Annotated in this window: 19 protein-coding genes; 2 read left to right on the forward strand and 17 right to left on the reverse strand. The window is 40.5% G+C overall.

Annotation, left to right across the window (positions count from 1 at the left end):
• Positions 1 to 14: 14 nt before the first annotated feature.
• Positions 15 to 515 (reverse strand): hypothetical protein, encoded by a 501-nt coding sequence (locus EO127_RS03075; protein WP_127447954.1) that lies wholly within the window; start codon positions 513 to 515, stop codon positions 15 to 17.
• 247 nt (positions 516 to 762) lie between these two features.
• On the opposite strand from EO127_RS03075, the gene EO127_RS03080 reads away from it, so the two are divergent.
• Positions 763 to 1,275 (forward strand): DUF805 domain-containing protein, encoded by a 513-nt coding sequence (locus EO127_RS03080; protein ID WP_127068645.1) that lies wholly within the window; start codon positions 763 to 765, stop codon positions 1,273 to 1,275.
• A gap of 5 nt (positions 1,276 to 1,280) precedes the next feature.
• Entirely contained in the window at positions 1,281 to 1,850 is a 570-nt protein-coding gene (locus EO127_RS03085; protein WP_127447955.1) for an SHOCT domain-containing protein, read from the forward strand.
• Positions 1,851 to 1,928: 78 nt separating this feature from the next.
• On the opposite strand, the gene EO127_RS03090 is transcribed toward EO127_RS03085, so the two are convergent.
• The 16 genes from EO127_RS03090 to rapZ all read right to left on the reverse strand — a co-directional run bounded on the left by EO127_RS03090 (position 1,929) and on the right by rapZ (position 20,862).
• Positions 1,929 to 2,855 carry a dihydroorotate dehydrogenase gene (locus tag EO127_RS03090; RefSeq protein WP_127447956.1) on the reverse strand — a complete coding sequence of 309 codons (927 nt, stop codon included), beginning with the start codon at positions 2,853 to 2,855 and terminating at the stop codon, positions 1,929 to 1,931.
• Positions 2,855 to 3,622: a dihydroorotate dehydrogenase electron transfer subunit gene (locus tag EO127_RS03095; RefSeq protein ID WP_127447957.1), complete on the reverse strand. Its 768-nt coding sequence runs from the start codon at positions 3,620 to 3,622 to the stop codon at positions 2,855 to 2,857. The genes EO127_RS03090 and EO127_RS03095 overlap by 1 nt, the downstream gene beginning before the upstream one ends.
• Positions 3,623 to 3,628: 6 nt before the next feature.
• Positions 3,629 to 6,826 (reverse strand): carbamoyl-phosphate synthase large subunit, encoded by a 3,198-nt coding sequence (carB, locus tag EO127_RS03100; protein ID WP_371412851.1) that lies wholly within the window; start codon positions 6,824 to 6,826, stop codon positions 3,629 to 3,631.
• A 2-nt stretch (positions 6,827 to 6,828) separates the two neighbouring features.
• Positions 6,829 to 7,896 (reverse strand): glutamine-hydrolyzing carbamoyl-phosphate synthase small subunit, encoded by a 1,068-nt coding sequence (gene carA / locus EO127_RS03105; RefSeq protein ID WP_127447959.1) that lies wholly within the window; start codon positions 7,894 to 7,896, stop codon positions 6,829 to 6,831.
• A complete protein-coding gene (locus EO127_RS03110) occupies positions 7,893 to 9,182 on the reverse strand; it encodes a dihydroorotase (RefSeq protein ID WP_127447960.1) in 1,290 nt (429 codons plus the stop codon). Before EO127_RS03110 ends, carA begins: the two co-directional genes overlap by 4 nt.
• A complete protein-coding gene (locus EO127_RS03115) occupies positions 9,166 to 10,116 on the reverse strand; it encodes an aspartate carbamoyltransferase catalytic subunit (protein ID WP_127448071.1) in 951 nt (316 codons plus the stop codon). The genes EO127_RS03110 and EO127_RS03115 overlap by 17 nt, the downstream gene beginning before the upstream one ends.
• A gap of 372 nt (positions 10,117 to 10,488) precedes the next feature.
• Positions 10,489 to 11,001, reverse strand: coding sequence for a flavodoxin family protein (locus EO127_RS03120; protein ID WP_127447961.1), 513 nt, complete (start codon positions 10,999 to 11,001; stop codon positions 10,489 to 10,491).
• Between the two features lie 317 nt (positions 11,002 to 11,318).
• On the reverse strand, positions 11,319 to 12,983 hold the full coding sequence (hutW, locus tag EO127_RS03125; protein ID WP_127447962.1) for a heme anaerobic degradation radical SAM methyltransferase ChuW/HutW: 1,665 nt from the start codon (positions 12,981 to 12,983) through the stop codon (positions 11,319 to 11,321).
• 33 nt (positions 12,984 to 13,016) lie between these two features.
• Positions 13,017 to 13,790, reverse strand: coding sequence for an energy transducer TonB (locus tag EO127_RS03130; RefSeq protein ID WP_127447963.1), 774 nt, complete (start codon positions 13,788 to 13,790; stop codon positions 13,017 to 13,019).
• A 12-nt stretch (positions 13,791 to 13,802) separates the two neighbouring features.
• The gene (locus EO127_RS03135; RefSeq protein WP_127447964.1) at positions 13,803 to 14,198 is read right to left on the reverse strand and encodes a biopolymer transporter ExbD; all 396 of its coding nucleotides are present in this window, start codon (positions 14,196 to 14,198) and stop codon (positions 13,803 to 13,805) included.
• Entirely contained in the window at positions 14,185 to 14,820 is a 636-nt protein-coding gene (locus tag EO127_RS03140) for a MotA/TolQ/ExbB proton channel family protein (RefSeq protein ID WP_127447965.1), read from the reverse strand. The genes EO127_RS03135 and EO127_RS03140 overlap by 14 nt, the downstream gene beginning before the upstream one ends.
• Positions 14,821 to 14,910: 90 nt before the next feature.
• Positions 14,911 to 15,912, reverse strand: coding sequence for an AraC family transcriptional regulator (locus EO127_RS03145; protein WP_127447966.1), 1,002 nt, complete (start codon positions 15,910 to 15,912; stop codon positions 14,911 to 14,913).
• Positions 15,913 to 16,202: 290 nt separating this feature from the next.
• On the reverse strand, positions 16,203 to 17,540 hold the full coding sequence (locus EO127_RS03150; protein WP_127447967.1) for a hypothetical protein: 1,338 nt from the start codon (positions 17,538 to 17,540) through the stop codon (positions 16,203 to 16,205).
• Between the two features lie 7 nt (positions 17,541 to 17,547).
• Positions 17,548 to 18,501, reverse strand: coding sequence for a DNA-binding protein WhiA (gene whiA, locus EO127_RS03155; protein ID WP_127447968.1), 954 nt, complete (start codon positions 18,499 to 18,501; stop codon positions 17,548 to 17,550).
• Positions 18,502 to 18,560: 59 nt separating this feature from the next.
• The gene (yvcK, locus tag EO127_RS03160; RefSeq protein ID WP_164742266.1) at positions 18,561 to 19,910 is read right to left on the reverse strand and encodes a gluconeogenesis factor YvcK family protein; all 1,350 of its coding nucleotides are present in this window, start codon (positions 19,908 to 19,910) and stop codon (positions 18,561 to 18,563) included.
• Between the two features lie 37 nt (positions 19,911 to 19,947).
• The gene (gene rapZ, locus EO127_RS03165; RefSeq protein ID WP_127447969.1) at positions 19,948 to 20,862 is read right to left on the reverse strand and encodes an RNase adapter RapZ; all 915 of its coding nucleotides are present in this window, start codon (positions 20,860 to 20,862) and stop codon (positions 19,948 to 19,950) included.
• Between the last annotated feature and the right edge of the window lie 13 nt (positions 20,863 to 20,875).

The raw sequence follows: 20,875 nt of genomic DNA on the forward strand, positions 1-20,875 counted from the left end.
GAATATAAAAGGTGCTAATCTCGCAAAATACGTCCACCAGCTTGCACTGCATGTAACATGTCTTTTGAGCTAATAGAGGGCGCTGGCGTTGCCTCCACAGTTGGTTGTGTTATCACCACATGTTCTTGCTTTTCCACGGTTTCCACTACCTTCGTTTCTGATTGTTCTACAGGTGGTGATTCTTTTACAACCACTGGAGTACTGACCTTACTTGGCTGTACTTCCACCTGCGTATCAATGACAGGAGTGTTCGCGGTATTCCCTGTTTCATGTTGTGATAGCCACCAATGTGTTGCCCCTATGATTCCTACTAGTGCAATAGCTAAAACAGCTCGTTGTGCATAAGACACAATAGAAGGTTTGCCTTCATTCATCTGTTTCATCTCTGCTTGCGCTAGGAACAGGTGAAAGTTTCCTTTCACACTTCCTTTGTTAGCATACGATGTAGCTGCTGCATCTAACCAAGCACGAACCATGCGAATGCGTTTTTCCATAGGTGTTGTTACAGGTTCCATACGTCCCTCCTTTCATAACTATATAATCGTAGTTAGAAAGAAAAAAGTGAACCAATTTTTTACTATCTTTACTATTATACCAATGAACCGCTATTTTGCCTATTTTTTTCTACTAACTTTCTATATAGTACTCTACTTTTTTAAGATTTTAATGAAGAATCTCTTTCAATATGATTCTATTTCACCATAGTTCGCCAGATATTGTAATCTATGCTATACTTATTCATAGCATATAAGGAGGTTCCTTATGGACATACTAATTAATGTGGGGATTTCATTCCTTGTGGGTTTAGTCTCCCTATTTCTTATACTCAAAATTGAACCACACAGCCATGATGTGCTAAGTACATCTGGACGTATCAATCGCTTTCAATTTATCATAGGCATATTATTTTTATCTGCTTCCATGCATATCTTTAATATGTTCATCCAGCAACTGTTAACTGTGGTAGTTATTTTACCTGCCTATTTTGCTATCAAAGCATTGGCCTATGCTGGCTATATCATATTGTTACCTTTCTATTATACCTTGTACATCCGTCGTCTCAACGACATCGGATTGCCTGGTCGCTTTATTGGTATCTTATTGGGCATGTATATACTATGTACAAACCTGTACATCCCATTAAAAAATATATACATTTTACATCTTATTATCGTCTATATCCTTCATGGATTCCTAGCCTGTTTCCCAGGTTCAACTGGAAACAACCGTTACGGTTCTCCTACACGTTGGCCTAGTAAAAGTAAGAAAGGATAGTCACTATGGGATTCTTCGACTGGTTCACTCAGACCTCAGACCATATCATAAGCTATGCCCCTGGTGGTCATACATTGCAAATTAAAATTACTTACAATACAGAAACTGGACTCTTCACCTATCGTGGTCGCTATGGTACACGCGCGAAGTTTTACGATACAGATATCGACCATATCGATAACAAAGAGGTGAGTTGCACCCATCGTGTCTTACTCATTCAAGGTCAGAATACTTGCCTCGCCACCCTCGATGTTCTTACCAACTTAGTCAATGAAAATTTACAAGCTTGGATTGAATCTCGTGGCACCATAGCCTATGATTACGATCAACAACAACGTGGCTTATGGGTGAACACAGCAGCCGTAAAAGCTGCGATCGACGCAGGTCCTCCGGTGGAAACTACTACTATTGAAGTAGAGGATACATCTGATGATGCTACCAATACATCTGATGTGGTACCCACTCAGGATGATCCCATTCTTCTTATCAAACAATTAAAAGAACTCCTTGATATGGGCGCTATTACTGACGAAGAATTTCAACAGAAAAAAGAAGAATTACTCAATAAAATCTAAACACTAAAAGGACTGTTCCCAGTGTCGCTTTCACTGGAACAGTCCTTTTCTATGTGTCATTCAATATTCTCTTCTCTTTTACGGCATAATAATGCCACCAACTAAGTTCGACACATGGTCGATATATTGGCTTTCACAGTAAGCGCTCATTTCACTAGCGATGATGCCAATAGCTCGCGGATCTACCATCGTTGCCGTCCCCACAGACACGATGTCAGCTCCTACCAGCATAAATTCTAAGGCATCTTCACCAGTCATGATGCCACCGCCCCCCATGATAGGGATATCAATGGCTTGTGCCACTTGATGTGTTAAACGCAATGCCACTGGTTTCACAGCGGGACCAGATAAACCACCATATATATTCCCCAACAATGGTTTGCGAGTCCGTAAGTCTACAGACATCCCTAGTAGGGTATTAATCATGCTAATACCATCTGCCCCTGCTGCTTCTACAGCACGAGCAATTTCTACGATGTCTGTTACATTGGGCGATAATTTCATAATCACCGGTAAATCTGTATTCGCTTTTACTGCTTTACAGACAGCAGCAGCACTCTCCGCCTGCACACCAAATGCCATACCTCCGCATTTGACATTAGGACAACTAATGTTGACCTCTAAAGCTGCTACACCTTCAACAGTCAACGTTTTTGCCATAACTTCGTATTCTTCTAGTGTATTACCAGAGATATTCGCAAAAATTGGTACATCATAATGTTTTAAATTTGGCAATATATCAGCTACGAAAGCTTCTGCTCCTGGATTTTCTAATCCGATGCAGTTCAACACTCCAGATGGTGTTTCCGCAATGCGAACACCGGCATTACCAGGTCGAGCTGTAGGTGTTAAGCCTTTTACAGAAATCGCCCCCACCTCTGTATTGAGATCTAAATATCCATCGTATTCCAATCCGAACCCAAAGGTGCCCGACGCTGCTACGATAGGATTTTTCATAAAGATACCACAGAACTCTACAGCTAATTTAGGATCTACAGTAGCCATTAGAAAAACACCTCCTCAGCAGGGAACACAGGACCATCTTTACATACTTTATACCGTGTACCACTTTTACCTTGGCAAGCACAGCCTACGCAACCGCCAGTACCACAACCCATGCGTTCCTCTAAAGACACTTGGCAAGGCACTTCCATTTGTTGAGCTACAGCAGCCACACCTTTCATCATTGGTGTAGGGCCACATGTCAAAACTGCATCAAACTGTTCTTCTTTCATAAGTGTTTCCATCACAGTCGTAGGATATCCTTTAGTCCCTAAGGATCCATCATCCGTGGTGATATGAACGGTCACGGGGCTATCTTTGAACAAGTCTGCCCAGAAAGATTCACTTGCATTGCGGAAACCTAATATCACATGCGCCTCTTGGCCTGGCTGTAACCGATCAGCGATACATAGCATGGGCGCAATTCCAACACCACCACCAACGAGTAACATGCGGTCTGCAGTGGTAAACGCTTGACCTAATGGTCCCAAGCAATCTAAGGTATCCCCTTCTTGTAGTTTGGTCATTAGTTCAGTGCCTTTACCTACCACACGATACAATAGGTCGATAGTACCTGCTTTTGCATCAAATCCTGCATAGCTGATAGGTCGGCGCAACAAGGGAGCTGTGCCCCCTGTAACACGAACATTACAAAACTGTCCTAGTTGTGCCTCTTTTGCTTGTTTCGGTGCATATACGGACATTCTCCATACATCACTGCCTATTTGGGTGTTATGAATCACTCGACCCATTTCTACATATCCACTCATGTATGATTACTCCATTTCATAATCTTGAACAGCATCTACTGTAATTACATCACCTGCAGTAGCACGACTCGCCACTACATGTAACACTTCACGAGCTGTATCTAAGGATGTCAAACATGGTACACCCATTTCTACAGCTAAACGACGCAATTGGAATCCTTCACGTTCTGGTTTTTTACCATAGGTTAATGTATTCAACATCAAATCCACTTTACCTTCACGAATGAAATCAGCGCAGTTTGGATTGCCTTCAGAAATTTTATTTACTACTGTGCAATCCACACCATGTTCTGTGAAGTAACGACCTGTACCACCAGTAGCCATAATATGGTATCCCAAATCGATAAAACCTTTTGCTAAACGAGCCGCTTCTTCTTTATCACGGTCTGCTACAGTCATCAGGATATTACCTTTATCTGGAATGCGCATGTTTGCACCATGAATAGCTTTGAATAAAGCGTCTGCATAGGTGCGGCCAATACCCATTACTTCCCCAGTGGACTTCATTTCTGGTCCTAAGGCAATTTCTACTAAGCCCATTTTAGAGAAGGAGAATACCGGTGCTTTCACCGCCACATGTGGACGAGCTGGCACCAACCCAGTTGGCAATCCCAAGCTTTCTAGCGTTTCTCCTAAGGCAATGCGTGTCGCATATTCTACCATATTGATACCAGTCACTTTACTAATGAAAGGCACTGTACGGCTAGAACGAGGGTTCACTTCGATGACATGAAGTTCTCCATTTACCACAATATATTGAATATTTAATACACCTTTTACATTAAGTCCTATGGCAATACGGCGTGTATAGTCTACGATTTGTTCTGTCAACTCTTCTGTTAGATGTTGTGCTGGATATACGGCGATAGAGTCACCAGAGTGTACCCCTGCTCGTTCTATTTGCTCCATAATCCCCGGAATACATACATCAATGCCATCAGAGATAGCATCTACTTCGACTTCCATACCAACCATATAGCGGTCAATTAAGACTGGATGATCTTTCGATGCCACTACGGCTTCTTTCATATACCGATCCAACTCTTGGTCATTATATACAATTTCCATTGCACGGCCACCTAGTACATAAGATGGTCGAACAATCAATGGATATTGAAGACGTTTTGCCGCTTCTAAAGCTTCTTCATCACTGGTTACCAACGCACCAACTGGGCGAGGAATTTCCAATTTTGCCAACAATTCATCAAAACGTTCACGGTCTTCGGCCATGTCGATGCGGTCTACAGATGTGCCTAGAATGTTTACACCTCGTTCAGCCAACGGACCAGCCAAGTTGATAGCTGTTTGTCCACCGAACTGAGCGATAACCCCTACAGGATTCTCCTTGCGAATAATTTCCATCACATCATCTACTGTCAACGGTTCAAAGTACAAGCTATCAGATGTATCAAAGTCTGTACTTACCGTCTCTGGGTTGTTATTGATAATGATGGATTTCATACCTACTTTACGCAATGCCCAAGAGGAATGTACAGAGCAATAGTCGAACTCTACGCCTTGGCCGATACGAATTGGACCAGAACCAAGAACGATAACACTGTTTTCACCACGTGGCACAACTTCATCTTCAGTGGCATAAGCACTGTAATAATATGGTGTATGTGCTTCAAATTCTGCGGCACAAGTATCTACATATTTATAGGTCGGATGAATGTTTAGTACATTGCGTTTTGCCAATACGTCCTCAGGGGAGCAATTCGCATAGCGAGCAATTACTTTATCTGGGAAGGAGTATTTTTTAGCCAATCGAAGGTTACTTTCAGTCACACCATTGGCTGCTAAATCTTTTTCCACCATCACGATGTTTTTGATTTTATTAATAAAGAAAGAGTTAATTTTTGTAATGTAGCAAATCTTTTCTACGCTAATGCCCACACGAAGAGCTTGAGCAATGACATACAAGCGTTCATCATCCACTAATTGTAATCGTTCAATAAGTTGCTCTGGTGTTTCATGAGCAATCTTTTTCAACTCAATATGGTCTAAACCGATTTCTAGAGAACGGATAGCTTTTAACAGAGACCCTTCCAAGGTTCTGTCGATAGCCATAACTTCGCCAGTGGCTTTCATTTGTGTTCCCAATGTACGGTCTGCTAAGTTGAATTTTTCGAATGGCCAACGTGGGAATTTTGTTACTACATAATCCAAGGATGGTTCAAAGCAAGCTTTTGTTTCACCTGTTACGGCATTGGTAATTTCATCCAATGTCATACCGATAGCTACTTTAGCTGCTACTTTGGCAATTGGATAGCCTGTCGCTTTGGAAGCCAATGCAGAGGAGCGAGATACACGCGGATTTACTTCGATTACATAGTATTGATTGCTGTACGGATCCAAGGCATATTGCACATTACAACCGCCTTCAATTTCAAGATAGCGAATAATATCTACAGAGGCTGTCCGCAACATTTGGTATTGTGTATCGTTCAATGTTTGAGACGGTGCTACTACCACAGAATCACCTGTATGTACCCCTACTGGGTCAATGTTTTCCATATTACATACAATGATACAGTTATCTGCACGGTCACGCATCACTTCGTACTCGACTTCTTTCCAACCAGCTACAGATCGTTCTACAAGAATTTGATGGATCGGACTAAGCTTGATACCTCGAAGGGCAATCATGTACATTTCTTCTTCATTATGAGCAATACCGCCACCCGTACCACCTAGTGTATAGGCAGGACGAATAATAATTGGGTATCCAATACGATTGGCAAAGTCCACAGCCTCTGCTACATCGCTAAAAATATCAGATTCTGGCACAGGCTGATTGATACGTTTCATCGCCTCTTTAAACAGTTCACGGTCTTCCGCTTGCTTGATAGCCTCTAATATAGTTCCTAAGAGTTTCACATCATACTCTTTTAAAACGCCTGCCTCTGAAAGCTCCACCGCCATATTAAGGCCTACTTGTCCACCTAACGTAGCTAGTACACCATATGGGCGTTCTTTACGAATAATTTCTGTCACAAACTCCAAGGAAATAGGCTCAATATAGACACGGTCTGCAATATCACGGTCTGTCATAATCGTTGCCGGATTGGAGTTTACCAATACAACTTCATAACCTTCTTCACGAAGAGATTGACAAGCCTGTGTGCCTGCATAATCGAACTCAGCTGCCTGTCCGATAATAATTGGACCAGAACCAATTACAAGAACTTTTTTCTTTTCCATCATTAACCTCTTCTCATCAATGTTTTAAAACGTTCAAATAAATACACATTATCAGTCGGCCCCGGAGATGCTTCTGGGTGATATTGTACCGACATAATCGGCAAGTCATTATGCACTAATCCTTCTACAGTACCATCATTCACACTGCGATGGGATACGCGCAATCCAGAACCCTCTAGGCTTGCTTCATCAACTGCATAACCATGATTTTGAGAGGTAATATGAACACGATTTGTATCTAGGTCTTTTACTGGATGGTTAGAACCACGATGTCCAAAACGTAACTTATACGTTTCGCCACCAAAGGCACGGGCAATCAATTGATGCCCCATGCAAATACCAAAGATTGGTTTTTTACCTACTAGTTTTTTTATTTCTTCTACAATTTCAGGTACGTCTTTCGGGTCTCCCGGTCCATTGGACAAGAAGATACCATCAGGATTGCAAGCCATTACTGTTTCAGCCTTTGTATTAGCTGGGAAAATAGTTAAACGACATCCTTCATTTTCCAAAGATTGTAAGATATTCTCTTTCACGCCGAAGTCAAATACTGCTACATGGAATTCTGCACTATCACTGCCTCGATGGCCTTCCCATTTTGTTGTCACTCGCATAATATGATCCGTCGCCAATGGTTGTGCCAATAGGGCATCAATTTTCTCTTGCGGTGTATCAGTTGGGCAAATCACGCCTTTCATCACACCATGGCTGCGAATCGCACGTGTAATAGCACGTGTATCCACATTGTACAAGCATGGTATACCATGGGTACGCATATATTCTTCAAAAGTGCCTTCATTTTGCCAATTACTTGGGAATGTGCACAACTCTCCTACAATCATGGCTTTGCAATAGGGTTTAGAAGATTGATCTACCTCACGTGTGACACCATAATTACCTACTAGAGGATATGTTAAAGTAATAATTTGATCTGCATATGATGGATCTGTTAAAATCTCTTGATATCCAGTCATGCCTGTATTAAACACTACTTCCCCAACAATTGGCATGCCCCCCAGCAATGTGCCCTCAAAGATAGTTCCATTTTCTAATACTAATTTTCCTGTCACCCGATTACAACCCCGTCTTTCATTACAATTTGTCCATCTACTACTGTTAATTTTGCTTTGCCAGTGACTGTCATACCATCAAATGGGCATGATTTACCACGAGTGTAGAATGTATTTCTATCTACAGTCCATGTTTCATCTAAGGAAAGCACTGAAATATCTGCAGGTTTACCCACTTCTAGTACACCACCGTCTACTCCAATGAGTTGAGCTGGTTTTGTACTCATTAAATTGATGATTTCATCAATTGTGAGGATACCTGTTTTTAATACATGGGTAACTACTGCCGCAAAAGATGTTTCCAATCCTGTGAAACCATTCGCTGCACAGCAGAATTCCACGTCTTTTTCTTCGTACGCATGCGGTGCATGGTCCGTAATTATGGCATCAATTGTGCCATCTTGTAAGGCTTCTAACAACGCTTGGCGATGATCTTCAGAACGAATTGGCGGAGCCATTTTGAAATCTGTATTATAATCTCGTAAATATTCGTCTGTAAAAGCCAAATGTTGACTTGTTACTTCACAAGTTACTTTTACACCTTGTGCTTTTGCACGGCGTACTTGGTCTACTGCACTTTTTGTACTTACGTGAGCAATATGAATATGTCCACCAGTCATTTCCGCTAGCATAATATCACGGGCTACCGCTAAATCTTCTGCTACGGCTGGACGACCTTTTACCCCCATTTCGTAGGATACGATGCCTTCATGCATATGACCTTCGCAAGTTAAACTGCATTCTTCGGCATGGTCGATCACCATTTTGCCAAACATGGATGAGTACTCTAAAGCGCGACGCATAAATGCAGCATTTTCCACATAATGTCCATCATCAGAAAAACCTACTACACCTGCTTCTGCTAAGTCACCCATTTCTGTTAACTCTTTACCTTGCAAACCTTTCGAGATAGCGCCCATGAATTCAACTTTCACCACACCAGTCAATTCTGCTTGTTTACGTAAGCCACGTACTAATGCCGCATTGTCTACTACTGGATTTGTATTCGCCATAGTCGCGATGCGTGTGAATCCACCTGCAGCAGCCGCTTGTGTACCACTATGAAAGTCTTCTTTCGCTTCTTGTCCTGGTTCACGTAAATGCGTGTGAATGTCAATCAAACCTGGTGCTACAATTAAGCCTGTTGCATCATATACTTCTGCTTGATCAGCTTGTAAGTTTTGTCCAATCGCTGCAATTACACCATTTTCTACAAGAATATCTGCTACTTCATGTTGTCCTTTTGCCGGGTTAACCACCGTACCATTTTTAATCAACAAGCTCACTACCGTCACCTCCGATAATTGTTAAGTATAAAATCGCCATGCGGATGGCTACACCATTACGTACTTGTTCTTGGATGACTGATGCGTCACCATATGCAACATCTGGCGCAATTTCAAGCCCTCTATTCATAGGTCCCGGATGCAATACTAATACATCATCTTTGGCATTTTCTAAGACAGATTTATTAATACCAAAGATACGCGCATATTCGCGATTACTTGGATATAAAGCGGAGTGAATCCGTTCTAATTGGATACGCAATACATTTACCACATCGGCATCTTTCACAGCTTCACGTACATCGTGATGAACGGTAACGCCCAGTTTCTCTAATTCTGGATATACTAAGGTACGTGGGCCGGCTAAATGCACGTCAGCCCCCATTGTTTTTAAACCGTAGATATTGGAGCGTGCTACACGGCTATGCATGATATCGCCTACGATAACTACTTTCAAACCTTCTAAGGTAGGTTTATGTTCTAAAATAGAATACATATCTAATAACGCTTGTGTTGGATGCTCATGAGCACCATCTCCAGCATTGATGATAATTGGATCTACACATTTTGTAGCATATAAAGGAGCGCCTTCTTCACTAGAGCGCATTACGATGGCATCGGTTCCCATATAGGACATAGTTAGCAATGTATCACGGAAGCTTTCCCCTTTTGCCATTGAACTACCGCTTTTGGAAATATTGATTACATCGGCTCCTAAATATTTCCCTGCTAATTCAAAGGAGCTTCTCGTTCTTGTACTATTTTCCATGAACAAATTGATAATTGATTTCCCTTTTAATAAAGGATGTTTTTTATTATCCGACAAGACGATTTTCTTCATCTTTTTTGCTACCCGCAAAATGAGTTCAATTTCTTCCTTTGTCCGACCTTGCAGTCCTAATAGGTGCTTACCTTTTAAGCTGATTTCTCCCATCATAGCCTCCTTTATAGTACTTCTATTACACACAAAAAGACCTCTTGCCCTAAGGCAAGAGGTCGCATAGTTATAGTGATTCTATTAGAGTACACCTATAGATTATAGGTAAACTCGCCTACTACGTTCCCTTACTAGCCTCACAGGACTAATTTAAAAGGTTTACATGTGCGCTCTTCGGTCTCTCGTACCGATTCATTAAGCTTATAAGTATTATAAAGCAAGGACGGTTAAACGTCAAGAGATTTCCACCCATTTTATACCATCTGCTAAGTTCTATCAATTGTTTTATTTCAACTGAAAAAGACCGCCATTTTTGACAGTCTTTTTCGGAGTGTTATTATATTGCAACCTATTACATAGGTAAAAAACTTATAGTTTAGCAACAACTTCTTCAACGAATGCTTTTGCATTAGCCAAGTCGTTTTCATCTGGGTGAGATGCTGCTTGTGCATGGCGTGCATCACGTTCAGGACTTTTACCATGGGCATGTCCTTCTGGGAACATTTTGTACATCATTTCGATTATTTTTGGATCTACTTTACCTTGGCATTTGAAATAACCTACTGGTGTTTGACCATTTGGCAACAATTTCGCAGCGGCTTCCACAGTTTCTTGTGCATGAGGAGATACAGGTGGAACCCCTAATGTACAGAATAAAGCTACTTTCTCATTTGTGATTTCTTTAAGTACCGCTTGTGCTGCTTTATCAGCATTACCTTGGTCTGCCCAGAAACCCATAAATACTACATCATAAGATGCTAAATCAGTTGGAACTTCTTTCACAGATACACATGGCGTACCAGCAGGCAAAGCACTTGCCATAGCTTCTGCTACTAATTTTGTATTGCCTGTACGGCTTGAGTAAACTACGATTGCTTTCATTCATTTTTTCACACTTCTAGGAAGTGCGCTCCTTTTACATAACATATAAATACTATACTTAGTATATCATTATTTTCTATGTAACATTGTAGCCTAAGGCACAATGTTCATATATCAGATATACATCCGCAGGCTTAGCCTGCGGATACTGCACTCTCATTACAGAAGTGATTTTAAACGTACTATAGTATGATGCAGCCTACCAACTTTGACCTGGTATACCTGATTCCACTCGATGAGTGGCTATAGAACTATTACAGGAAACTATATATTTGGTTTGGTAAGGTGTGTAGGAGTTCGCCTGTAATAGATACTACCTAAATATTTTTCTTAAATGGACTATGTCCTACTGTGCCATGAGCACGAGTTGTCTCAACATCTCCTGGATGCCCTATTGGGATACCTGCTGGGTGTCCGCCTGCCCCATGTGGATGCTTAGGCACACCTGCTGGATGTCCTCCCATTGGTACTCCTTCTGGATGACCTTTTGGAATACCTGCTGGGTGTCCGCCTGCGCCATGAGGGTGTTTCGCCACTCCTTCAGGATGACCCCCTACATGTGGATGATCTTTGGGCTTACCACCGTGGTTTTGTGCAGCAATGTTTTCATGTAACAATGTACTTTCACCAGTTAAGATGTATTGAACACATTCAATAACTGTTTGTGTAATATTTACATGCCAGAATCCACCAGCTGTTGTTAAGAGATATAATACGCCATTATATTCCATCAAACCACGAGTTACCCAAGTATCAAGCAGCCAACGTAAATCTTCTAATTTTGCATCCATTTCGATCAAAGCATCTAGATTTAAAACGCCTCGTTCCAAGGAACTGATTACATAATTAGAGAACTCTTGTAGCTCAGATTGTTTCATAAGAACCATAAATGGTTTTTTACCTTCTTCTACAAGGGCTTCATATGGAGGTAATACGCGGTGTAACATTGTCATATAGCCACCTAAATTACCACCGGCACCACAGCCAAATGGATACATTGGATATCCAGCTTTCGCCATAGTGTTGTACATAGAACGTTCACGTGGTGCACGACTCCAATGAGCTGCGCTTAAACGTGTGAAATCACGTTTCATCAAATATTTGACAGCCGCTTCATACATCAAAGCTTGCTCTTTAGTAGTAGCTGCTGGGCTTACTTTACCGCGCTCAATCAAGCTTTGTAAATCACTATTTTCAAAAACATTTAATTGATACAAATCCATACCATCTGCTGCAGATTGTTCAAGAAGTTTTAAATCTTCCATCCACACATCCATCGTTTGATCTGGCAAACCGTAGATTAAATCTACAATCACAGAACATTGTTGATATGCCTTTAATTGCTCTAATCGAGACAATACAGTATCTTGATCATCTAAACGACCTAATTGACGACGTACGTGAGTATGGAAAGACTGTACCCCTAAGGACATACGGTTTACACCATGGCTCATCCATACATCCATTTTTTCAGGCACCAAGTCGTGAATACGACCTTCTAATGTCAACTCATAGTCATTGGCCAACGGAAAATATTCTTGAATAGCAGATAACATGCGTTTTGCATTATTAGCTGATAACGATGTCGGCGTACCACCACCGATAAAAATAGTATGAATCAAGCCATCACGGAACCGTGGTTGGTCGGCTGCCATTTGCATTTCTTTCAATAACATATCTACATATTTATCTTCTGCATCTTGATTCGTAGCATGTTGATAGAATCCACAATAAGTACATTTAGTTTGACAGAATGGGATATGAATATATGCCGTTTGCATTTGCCCTGGAACAGGCGGTTGTTGCATTAATTCATTCCATACTCGTTGCGCCTCATCCTTCTCTAAAGGACGACCACTTAGACCAGCATGTACCGCACGCTTGCTTGTGAAAGCGTGTGTTAATGGTGTGGCTGTGTCGAAACCAAGTTGAATATTACGTTGTTCCTCCGACATGGAGTCAAATAAAGCTTTTAAATCCATAATTCCTCCTGAATTATTTCTCGTGCATTTGCACTAGTCGCCATTCAATGTGTAATACACTGTGAATGTATTTGATACTGTTGAACCACTACCATTTGGATAATTGCCTATTCCATAGACAACATCTTGGGTGTGGCTATTTAAGATGCCTGGACCACCGCCAGCAGATACAGATACGATGTTACCACCTGCATCGATAGTTACGCTTACGCTAACACTACCTTGTAAGTTACGTTTTACTGCCATCGGAGGGTATGTTCCTTGTGCATTGGCTTGTACAGTAGCTACGAAACCTGCCCAGTCAAATGGGGCATTACCGGTTGTAGTACCTACACCATCACCATTACCTCCACCGCTACCAGTGCCAGATCCACCACCGCTACCAGATCCATTGCCACTACCATCGCCAGTACCGTTACCAGTGCCATTACCGCCACCAGATCCGCCACCAGTACCTTGGTTGCTGGAGGTTCCATCACTAGTACCTGTCGTAGCATTCGTAGAAGTTGGTACATTGACGGCATCCTCTACTGGCACTGGAGAAGAAATGCTTTGCTGTGCAGCCTGTACTTTTGCTTGTACAACTTCTTGGGAAAGAGGTTGTGGGAAGGACACTCCGCCACCTCCGCCACCTCCGCCAGCGGATGCTTTTAAATCGTCAGAGATAGACATGTCAATTTCAAAAGCATTTTCTGTCTCCTTATGCTCAACTACTGAGACTAAAGCAAGGCCTAATACAACTGCTAGAATAATGTGGATTACAACGGAGATTATATAGGATTTTTTCCAGGAAATATATTGTTCCATGTGTCATCCTTTCTAGCTAGCAGCAATTGAGAACTTCTTAACCCCAATCGTTTTTAGCATATCCATAATGGCAACCACGAATCCATGTTGCGTATTTTTGTCTGCTTGTAGTAGTACCGCTGTGTTTGGATTTTCTACTACTTTGCTAGTAATGTAATTACGAGCTTCATCGATACTATATGGTTTAGAGTCAATCAAAATATGACCTTCTTTATCTAAGGTGAGAATCACAGGACTTTGTTTGACTTGTGTTGCTGATTGTGCTTGTGGTAACTGTACACCCAAGGACTTTTGTGCCACTGTTTCGATACTATTCATCATAAAGAACACCAACAAGAAGAATATGATATCAATCATTGGCACAATCATGAACTCAGGTTTCATTTTTAATCGACTATTTTGAAACATGAGAATCACTCCATTGCTCTTTCATACCATTTAATAACACTACAGATAATGTTTCTGTATCATTGATGATGGCATCCATACGATGACTGAAATATGTATACACACAGAAAGATAAAATGGCAACTAACAAACCTGTTGCTGTAGCAATCAAGGCTTCCCCAACGCCGCCAGAGATAGCAGAGGCACCAGAACCACTGTCAAGGATACTAAATGTACCAATCATGCCAGATACTGTTCCTAATAAACCTAACAATGGAGAAATGGTTACGATAGCGCTTAAGTAGTCCAAATGAATTTTCAAATGAGATGCTTCAATCATCATTTGCTCAGAAAACGCATTTTTCATGCTTGCTTCATTTTTGGAGTACCTTAATCCTGCATTTAAAATCCGACCTGTCGCAGTTTGGTTAGCCGCACATAATTCTTTTGCTTTTGCCCAATCATTTTCTTTTACTGCAAAATACACATCATGACTAAATTCTTTTAGCAATGCAGTATTAGCTTTGAAATACGTATAACGCTCAATGCCAATCGCAATTACAATGATTGATAAAATTACCAATGGATACATTACTAATCCACCGCTGTTAAATAAATGTACAATGTATAAAAGGCTGTCCATATTGTTACCTCCATTAAAAATATGATAATTTTTATCAGCTTATGTATATAATAGCAAATTTAATATTTTCAAATCTACTCTAAAAAGCTTCTATTCAATCCATTCAGACATTTTATTTTTCTTCCTGTATTCACTTGGCTTATGTCCCATAATGACCCGAAATGCTTCTGCAAACTTACTGGCATTTTCATAGCCATATCGATTAGCTATGCTGAGAATACTATCATTTGTATTTACTAGATCTTTGGCTGCTTTTTTGATTCGCATATGCTTTACATACTGATGAATACTACTGCCATAAATCCCTTTAAAACATTTCTTTAATGCCGTTGGTGCTAACCCATATGTTTTTGCCAACTCTTCAATAGTCGGTTTTTGATTTAAATTTTTCATCAAAAATTCGTGCATACGTTTCACACTTTCTACATGTTTGCGTTCAAAATATGGCATACAACAATCGTAATCAGCCGTTAATGTACTTAACAACAGGATGATTTCCATGCATTTTAATTGAAACAAATTTGGCATCACTTCCATTGGCACATCATATAAACTTTTGAAAATATCACTCAACCTTGATTCTCTACGACATACAAAGCCAAATTCAAAATCATTACAGAACCGATTGCATATTTCTCGCAGATCGATACTATCATTACCTACAAATTTATTGACCATTTCTTGAGATTTTGGAATATAAATAGACAAATTAATTCCTTTGTAAAAAGCAGTCGGAAACTTCGTAGAGTGTACATAACTAGGTGACTCTTTCCACCCCACAGAAATATCATTTTCATCCATATATAACACTTTTCCATTATCAAAGGCGCACTCAATACGCCCTTCTTTACAATAATGGATTTCAAACATACCTTCTAAAGGTTTCGCCCGATGACGAATTTCTTTCATAGTCACCTCTTGGAAAGTTAATTCTACCCCACCAAACACCGGATAACTATGCATCTTCGCCTTGCCTTGGGGAGTATTCATCTCATAAATAGTGCCGTGTTCCACCTCTGTGGTAGACAACATATCTAAATCCATCACTTTCGGTTTAAACTTTTCGACAGCATTCATTCTATTTTGACTCATGTTCCTCCTTTCAAAAAAAGCCCACTTGTTGTCTCATACGACTAACAAATGGGCCTCTTTGCCGAAATACATCGCCTACTTTAATCTGAGTATCATTTCTAATACCCATTATATGTATAGTTGGCAATGATTGTCAATATAAAATTTGTCTATCTAGATTATTTTAAAATATATCATAAAATTTCAATTTGCATAGTTTCTGATATCAACAGGATTATTTTCTCATATACATTAAATTATATTTATGTTAATTCAAGATATCTTTTTAGATTATTTATATAAAAACTTGATTATTTTCCCAAAATTTTATTGACTAAGTTCGTCACATACTCCGATGCTTTACCATCATTTTTCAATTCCTTTTCAACTTGAGGAATCAACAAAAATCTAACTGGTAAATTCGACGCCCCTGGTGACATGTATTCTAGTATCAAATCTTCTGGTCTATCAAATACATCTAGCAATTGTGTGTCATAAATCGTTTGATGCCCTAAGTAGGGACCTTTTACAGGCACATCATAGGTATATGCACCTTTAGAAGATGTAATCCTAAATGTACCACTGAACGCCCCTCCTAATGGGTTAAAATACAAGGCGTATGGTGTTTTCCCTTCTGTATGCAACACGTATACATTGGAAATACCATAATTACCTTTGTTTTTCACCAGCTTATTGTTACTAGTCTCATCAACACCACTAATAAAGGCATCTTCTCGGTCATTGGCAATTTCAAAACTTGCAGGACCTGCGTCGCTATTAAACTTTGGTTCTACCACATGGAATCTACGCATCCCTTCATAAGTACCACGCAACTCTACATCATCCATAGGATGAATTGGTAGCAACGGTAACCCATAGGTAACTGTTGATTTAGGTTCCATCACCGCCACAGAGGCATAGACAGGTTCCGAAGTTGAAAAATCGATGATACCGCTAAATAAATCATCTTGCTTCATCAAAACTTTTTCCAACTCAGTGAAAATAGGACGTACTTCTCCTGGACGCAATACAAACTCTGTACCACTAGTATCATGTGAGACTAAAGAGATAGTTCGTGATGTGGCATCCTTTTTAATTTCTTCTTCCACTCTCTTTACCTTTGCTTTTCGAGATTTTTCGAGATTTTCTTTTTGTTGGTTAATTTCTTTTTTTGTCACTTTAGATCGAACAGGGATATTAACTTCTTCTTGCGCCCAAGTTCCCAAATCTAATTCTGTTGTAGCCATTTCTTTTTTTGAAAGCTCTCGCCCTACTTTAAAATAGTCTGGACTCGGTTTCGCATAGATAGCTCGCTCAATCTCTACGAATGCTGGTACATTCCCTTTATTTTCCAATAATATACCTACTTTCATCGGTTCTGTTCCTTCATTGACATGATAAAAGTAAATACGACTTTTCCCGTGAAGTGTACCACCTGCTACAATCCCAGGCTCTTTGACATATTCGGGACTATCTGACAACAACAATGTATCCATTTCTTTTACAGTTCTCACCGCTAAAGGAGTAAATGTATAGTCATCAATATTAACAATTTTTGGCGCTTGTCCATAGGTAGTACCCAAGCCCAATAAGGCTAATACGCTACCTAGCAACCACCGTTTCCATTGTGTTTTATTCATTAATTTCATACTACCTCTATTCTATCGTAAGCCCATCTGGCTCCCATTGTAAGGCAATGGCCTCTAATTTACGCAAACGATGTCCAATGCCAGATTTCGTCAATTCTCGTTTGTATTTTGTTTCATAGGCATCTACCAATTCTTGCAAACTTCCATCAGGAAACTCTTGACGTAATATAGCTGCCTCATAAAGACGAATTGGCAGCGAATCAAGACCTTGATGCTTATCAATGATACGGATCGCATCGAGTTGGCGTACTGCTGCATTCACTGTTTTTTGTAGATTTGCTGTTTCACAATTGACTTGTCGATTGATAGTGTTACGAACATCTTTCATAATACGCACATTTTCAAAGTCCATCAGCGCCGATTGAGCTCCCATAATTTGTAAGCACGACGTCACTGCATCGCCTTCCTTTAAATAGACTACAAACTCTTCTTTACGCTCTACCTTCCGTGCATTGAGACGAAACATTTTTAAAACACGAATAATTTGATCCGCAAAATCTTCTTTGGTCGTCATAAACTCTAAATGGTAATCACTTTGCGGTTTATTTACAGAACCACAGCCAAGAAAGGCACCGCGCAAAAAGGCACGCCGGGACTCCATATCTTTCAACCATGCATCAGGAATCATAGCATCTACGGGCCATAATTGTAAATCCTCTAAAGCAAGACGACTCGGTTCTGTTGGTTCTACCGTTAAGGTATACATATTTTTTTTGCGTAGATTTAATCCTTTACGCACCAGTACAGAAGTAGGTAAATCATACTGTTCTTTGATGATTCCCAGTACTCGTCTAGCTACAGCATTATTGGCCGTCACCAAACGCACCCCTACACGTCCTTGCATTCCTAATAAGATAGATCCACCCATCCGTAATAAACAAGAGGCCTCTACCTTGGATGCCCACGCATCTTCTGTTTTAAATTGGCACAATTCATTTTTTACATCTTCTGCAAATGACATAGCCTCTCCTTTTCTACTTCTACTAGAAAATAGAGCCTCTAGAGGCTCTACTTTCATACTTAATGATCTTCTCGTTGTAAGTAATATTCTAAAATATGCGGTTCAATATCGGTCTGCAAAGCATAGACCACATCCATGACCACCTTCGCTAACCGCTCAGAATTGTGAACTGCTTTATCTTGGCTATCTACTAAATTTGCACGAACGGTCCGAATCCCCATCGATTGTAATACATCCATATCTACTTTTACTGGTTCTTGACCAGCTTGTTTGTAATGTTCTAATGTAGCATCTTGGATTCGATTGTCATTCACTAACACCGTATCGATTATCCCTCTTTCACTATGGGCTTCAATGGCTTTCACATGGTCAGACACAGTATACCCATCTGTTTCACCAGGCTGTGTCATCACATTGCAGATATAAATCTTAGCTGCTTTAGAATTAGCAATGTGATCTGCTACTTTATCAATCAGTAGGTTTGGCATGACTGAAGTATATAAACTACCGGGTCCTAAAATGATGGCATCCGCCTCATCAATGGCTTGTAAGGCCGCTCCTACAGGAGATGGTCTATGTGGTTCCGTATAGACCTTCACAATGGGCTTACCCGCATTAGGGATATTACTTTCCCCTTCTACGATAGTGCCATCTGTCAATTTCGCAATCAATTTGATTTCTTCCGTAGACGAGGGAATAACACGTCCCCGAACTCGTAAGATTTTACTAGATGCTTCTAAGGCTTTTTCCACATCATCTTTCAGCACTTGAGTCATAGCTGTTAAGAATAAGTTCCCAAAACTATGGCCTGACAATTCTGCCCCTTTAGTAAATCGATACTGGAATAGTTCTTCCATGAGTCCTTCTTTTTCCGCTAATGCTACTAAGCAGTTACGCAAATCTCCAGGGGCAATCATTTGAAAATCTTCCCGCAAGCGACCAGAAGAACCTCCATCATCTGCTACCGTCACGATGGCCGTTAAATTTGTGGTTTTACTTTTTAACCCTCGCAATAGCATGGATAAACCAGTACCACCACCGATGACAACAACTTTAGGCCCCTGCCCTAAACGAATTTTTTCAAAAATATAATCGCTCACGCCATCTTCTGTATTCGGTAAAATCGCATTCACTATGGTCTGAATGAGCTTACGTATGCCCCACAACATAGCTACTATCCCCGCTACAATGCCAGCCAAACCAAGACTAGCAATAACAGTATAGTTATAGGATCCTGTGAGATGAAATAAAAATTCCAAGAAAATATCTTCAAAGTTGCTAATCCACTGGTAGTTCATCATCATAAGAACACCCACTACCAGCCAAATCGTGCCTAAAGAAAATAGGAATAGCCACCGCTTAATATTAATGCCTGGCGCAAACCAGCGCATCCAATTATTATGTTTCATAGGCTTGAGAGACGAAAGAATCGTCCCACTCCTTTCTTTATAGGTCTAATCGAGAACGTGGATTCACATCTTCTTCTACATGATTACGCATCATATCACGATGTTCCACTGAAACATTACAGCCTTTTTCTTTCAAATGTGTATACAGTGCTTCCGCCATGGCCACGCTACGATGCATACCACCTGTACAACCTACAGCTACCACAAATTGACTTTTTCCCTCTTGTTCATAATTTGGCACAAGAAAATCCAGTGTACTAAAGAAATGCTTTTTAAATTCATCAGTCACTTCAAAGGAATGGATGTAATCTTTCACCACCGGTACACGCCCCGATTTATGACGATATTCAGGAATGTAGTACGGGTTAGGTAAGAATCGTACATCCCATACCATATCCGCATCATTCGGCATGCCAAATTTAAACCCAAAACTTACCACCGTAATCGCCATCCCATCGGTTTGTTCTTTCACGTGGCTAAAGGTACGGCGCATAAATGATTTCAACGCCGATGTTTTCATGTTTGTGGTATCGATAATATGATCCGCTTTACTACGCACATCCGCCAAGAGTGCTCGTTCTTGTGAAAGCCCTGTACTAATGCGACCTGATGGTGCCAATGGGTGACTGCGACGTGTTTCTTTATAACGACGAATCAAAGTGTCATCGCTAGCTTCCATAAATACAATTTCATAAGGCACATTCATTGCCGTCAAATCATCTAAAGCACTGTTTAAATCATCAAAAAATTCACGACTACGGATATCTACCACTAAGGCCACTTGACTCACTTTAGTGCCTGCACTTTGACGACAAATTTCACTAAACTTAGGAATCAACACAGGAGGAATATTGTCGATACAGAAATATCCCATATCTTCCAAGACTTGCATCACTTGTGTTTTACCTGCTCCGGACATACCGGTCACGATGATTAAACGAAACCCTTCCATGAGGCCCTCCTAC

The organism is Veillonella sp. 3310 (assembly GCF_003999875.1).
Lineage (GTDB): Bacteria > Bacillota > Negativicutes > Veillonellales > Veillonellaceae > F0422.

Coding starts and splice junctions, on each gene's coding strand:
- EO127_RS03075 (WP_127447954.1), bottom strand. CDS start 515: ATGGAACCTGTAACAACACCTATGGAAAAACGCATTCGCATGGTTCGT.
- EO127_RS03130 (WP_127447963.1), bottom strand. CDS start 13,790: ATGGAACAATATATTTCCTGGAAAAAATCCTATATAATCTCCGTTGTA.
- whiA (WP_127447968.1), bottom strand. CDS start 18,501: ATGTCATTTGCAGAAGATGTAAAAAATGAATTGTGCCAATTTAAAACA.
- EO127_RS03150 (WP_127447967.1), bottom strand. CDS start 17,540: ATGAAATTAATGAATAAAACACAATGGAAACGGTGGTTGCTAGGTAGC.
- hutW (WP_127447962.1), bottom strand. CDS start 12,983: ATGGATTTAAAAGCTTTATTTGACTCCATGTCGGAGGAACAACGTAAT.
- EO127_RS03085 (WP_127447955.1), top strand. CDS start 1,281: ATGGGATTCTTCGACTGGTTCACTCAGACCTCAGACCATATCATAAGC.
- yvcK (WP_164742266.1), bottom strand. CDS start 19,910: ATGAAACATAATAATTGGATGCGCTGGTTTGCGCCAGGCATTAATATT.
- EO127_RS03090 (WP_127447956.1), bottom strand. CDS start 2,855: ATGGCTACTGTAGATCCTAAATTAGCTGTAGAGTTCTGTGGTATCTTT.
- carB (WP_371412851.1), bottom strand. CDS start 6,826: ATGGAAAAGAAAAAAGTTCTTGTAATTGGTTCTGGTCCAATTATTATC.
- EO127_RS03135 (WP_127447964.1), bottom strand. CDS start 14,198: ATGTTTCAAAATAGTCGATTAAAAATGAAACCTGAGTTCATGATTGTG.
- EO127_RS03095 (WP_127447957.1), bottom strand. CDS start 3,622: ATGAGTGGATATGTAGAAATGGGTCGAGTGATTCATAACACCCAAATA.
- rapZ (WP_127447969.1), bottom strand. CDS start 20,862: ATGGAAGGGTTTCGTTTAATCATCGTGACCGGTATGTCCGGAGCAGGT.
- EO127_RS03145 (WP_127447966.1), bottom strand. CDS start 15,912: ATGAGTCAAAATAGAATGAATGCTGTCGAAAAGTTTAAACCGAAAGTG.
- EO127_RS03140 (WP_127447965.1), bottom strand. CDS start 14,820: ATGGACAGCCTTTTATACATTGTACATTTATTTAACAGCGGTGGATTA.
- EO127_RS03120 (WP_127447961.1), bottom strand. CDS start 11,001: ATGAAAGCAATCGTAGTTTACTCAAGCCGTACAGGCAATACAAAATTA.
- EO127_RS03115 (WP_127448071.1), bottom strand. CDS start 10,116: ATGGGAGAAATCAGCTTAAAAGGTAAGCACCTATTAGGACTGCAAGGT.
- EO127_RS03080 (WP_127068645.1), top strand. CDS start 763: ATGGACATACTAATTAATGTGGGGATTTCATTCCTTGTGGGTTTAGTC.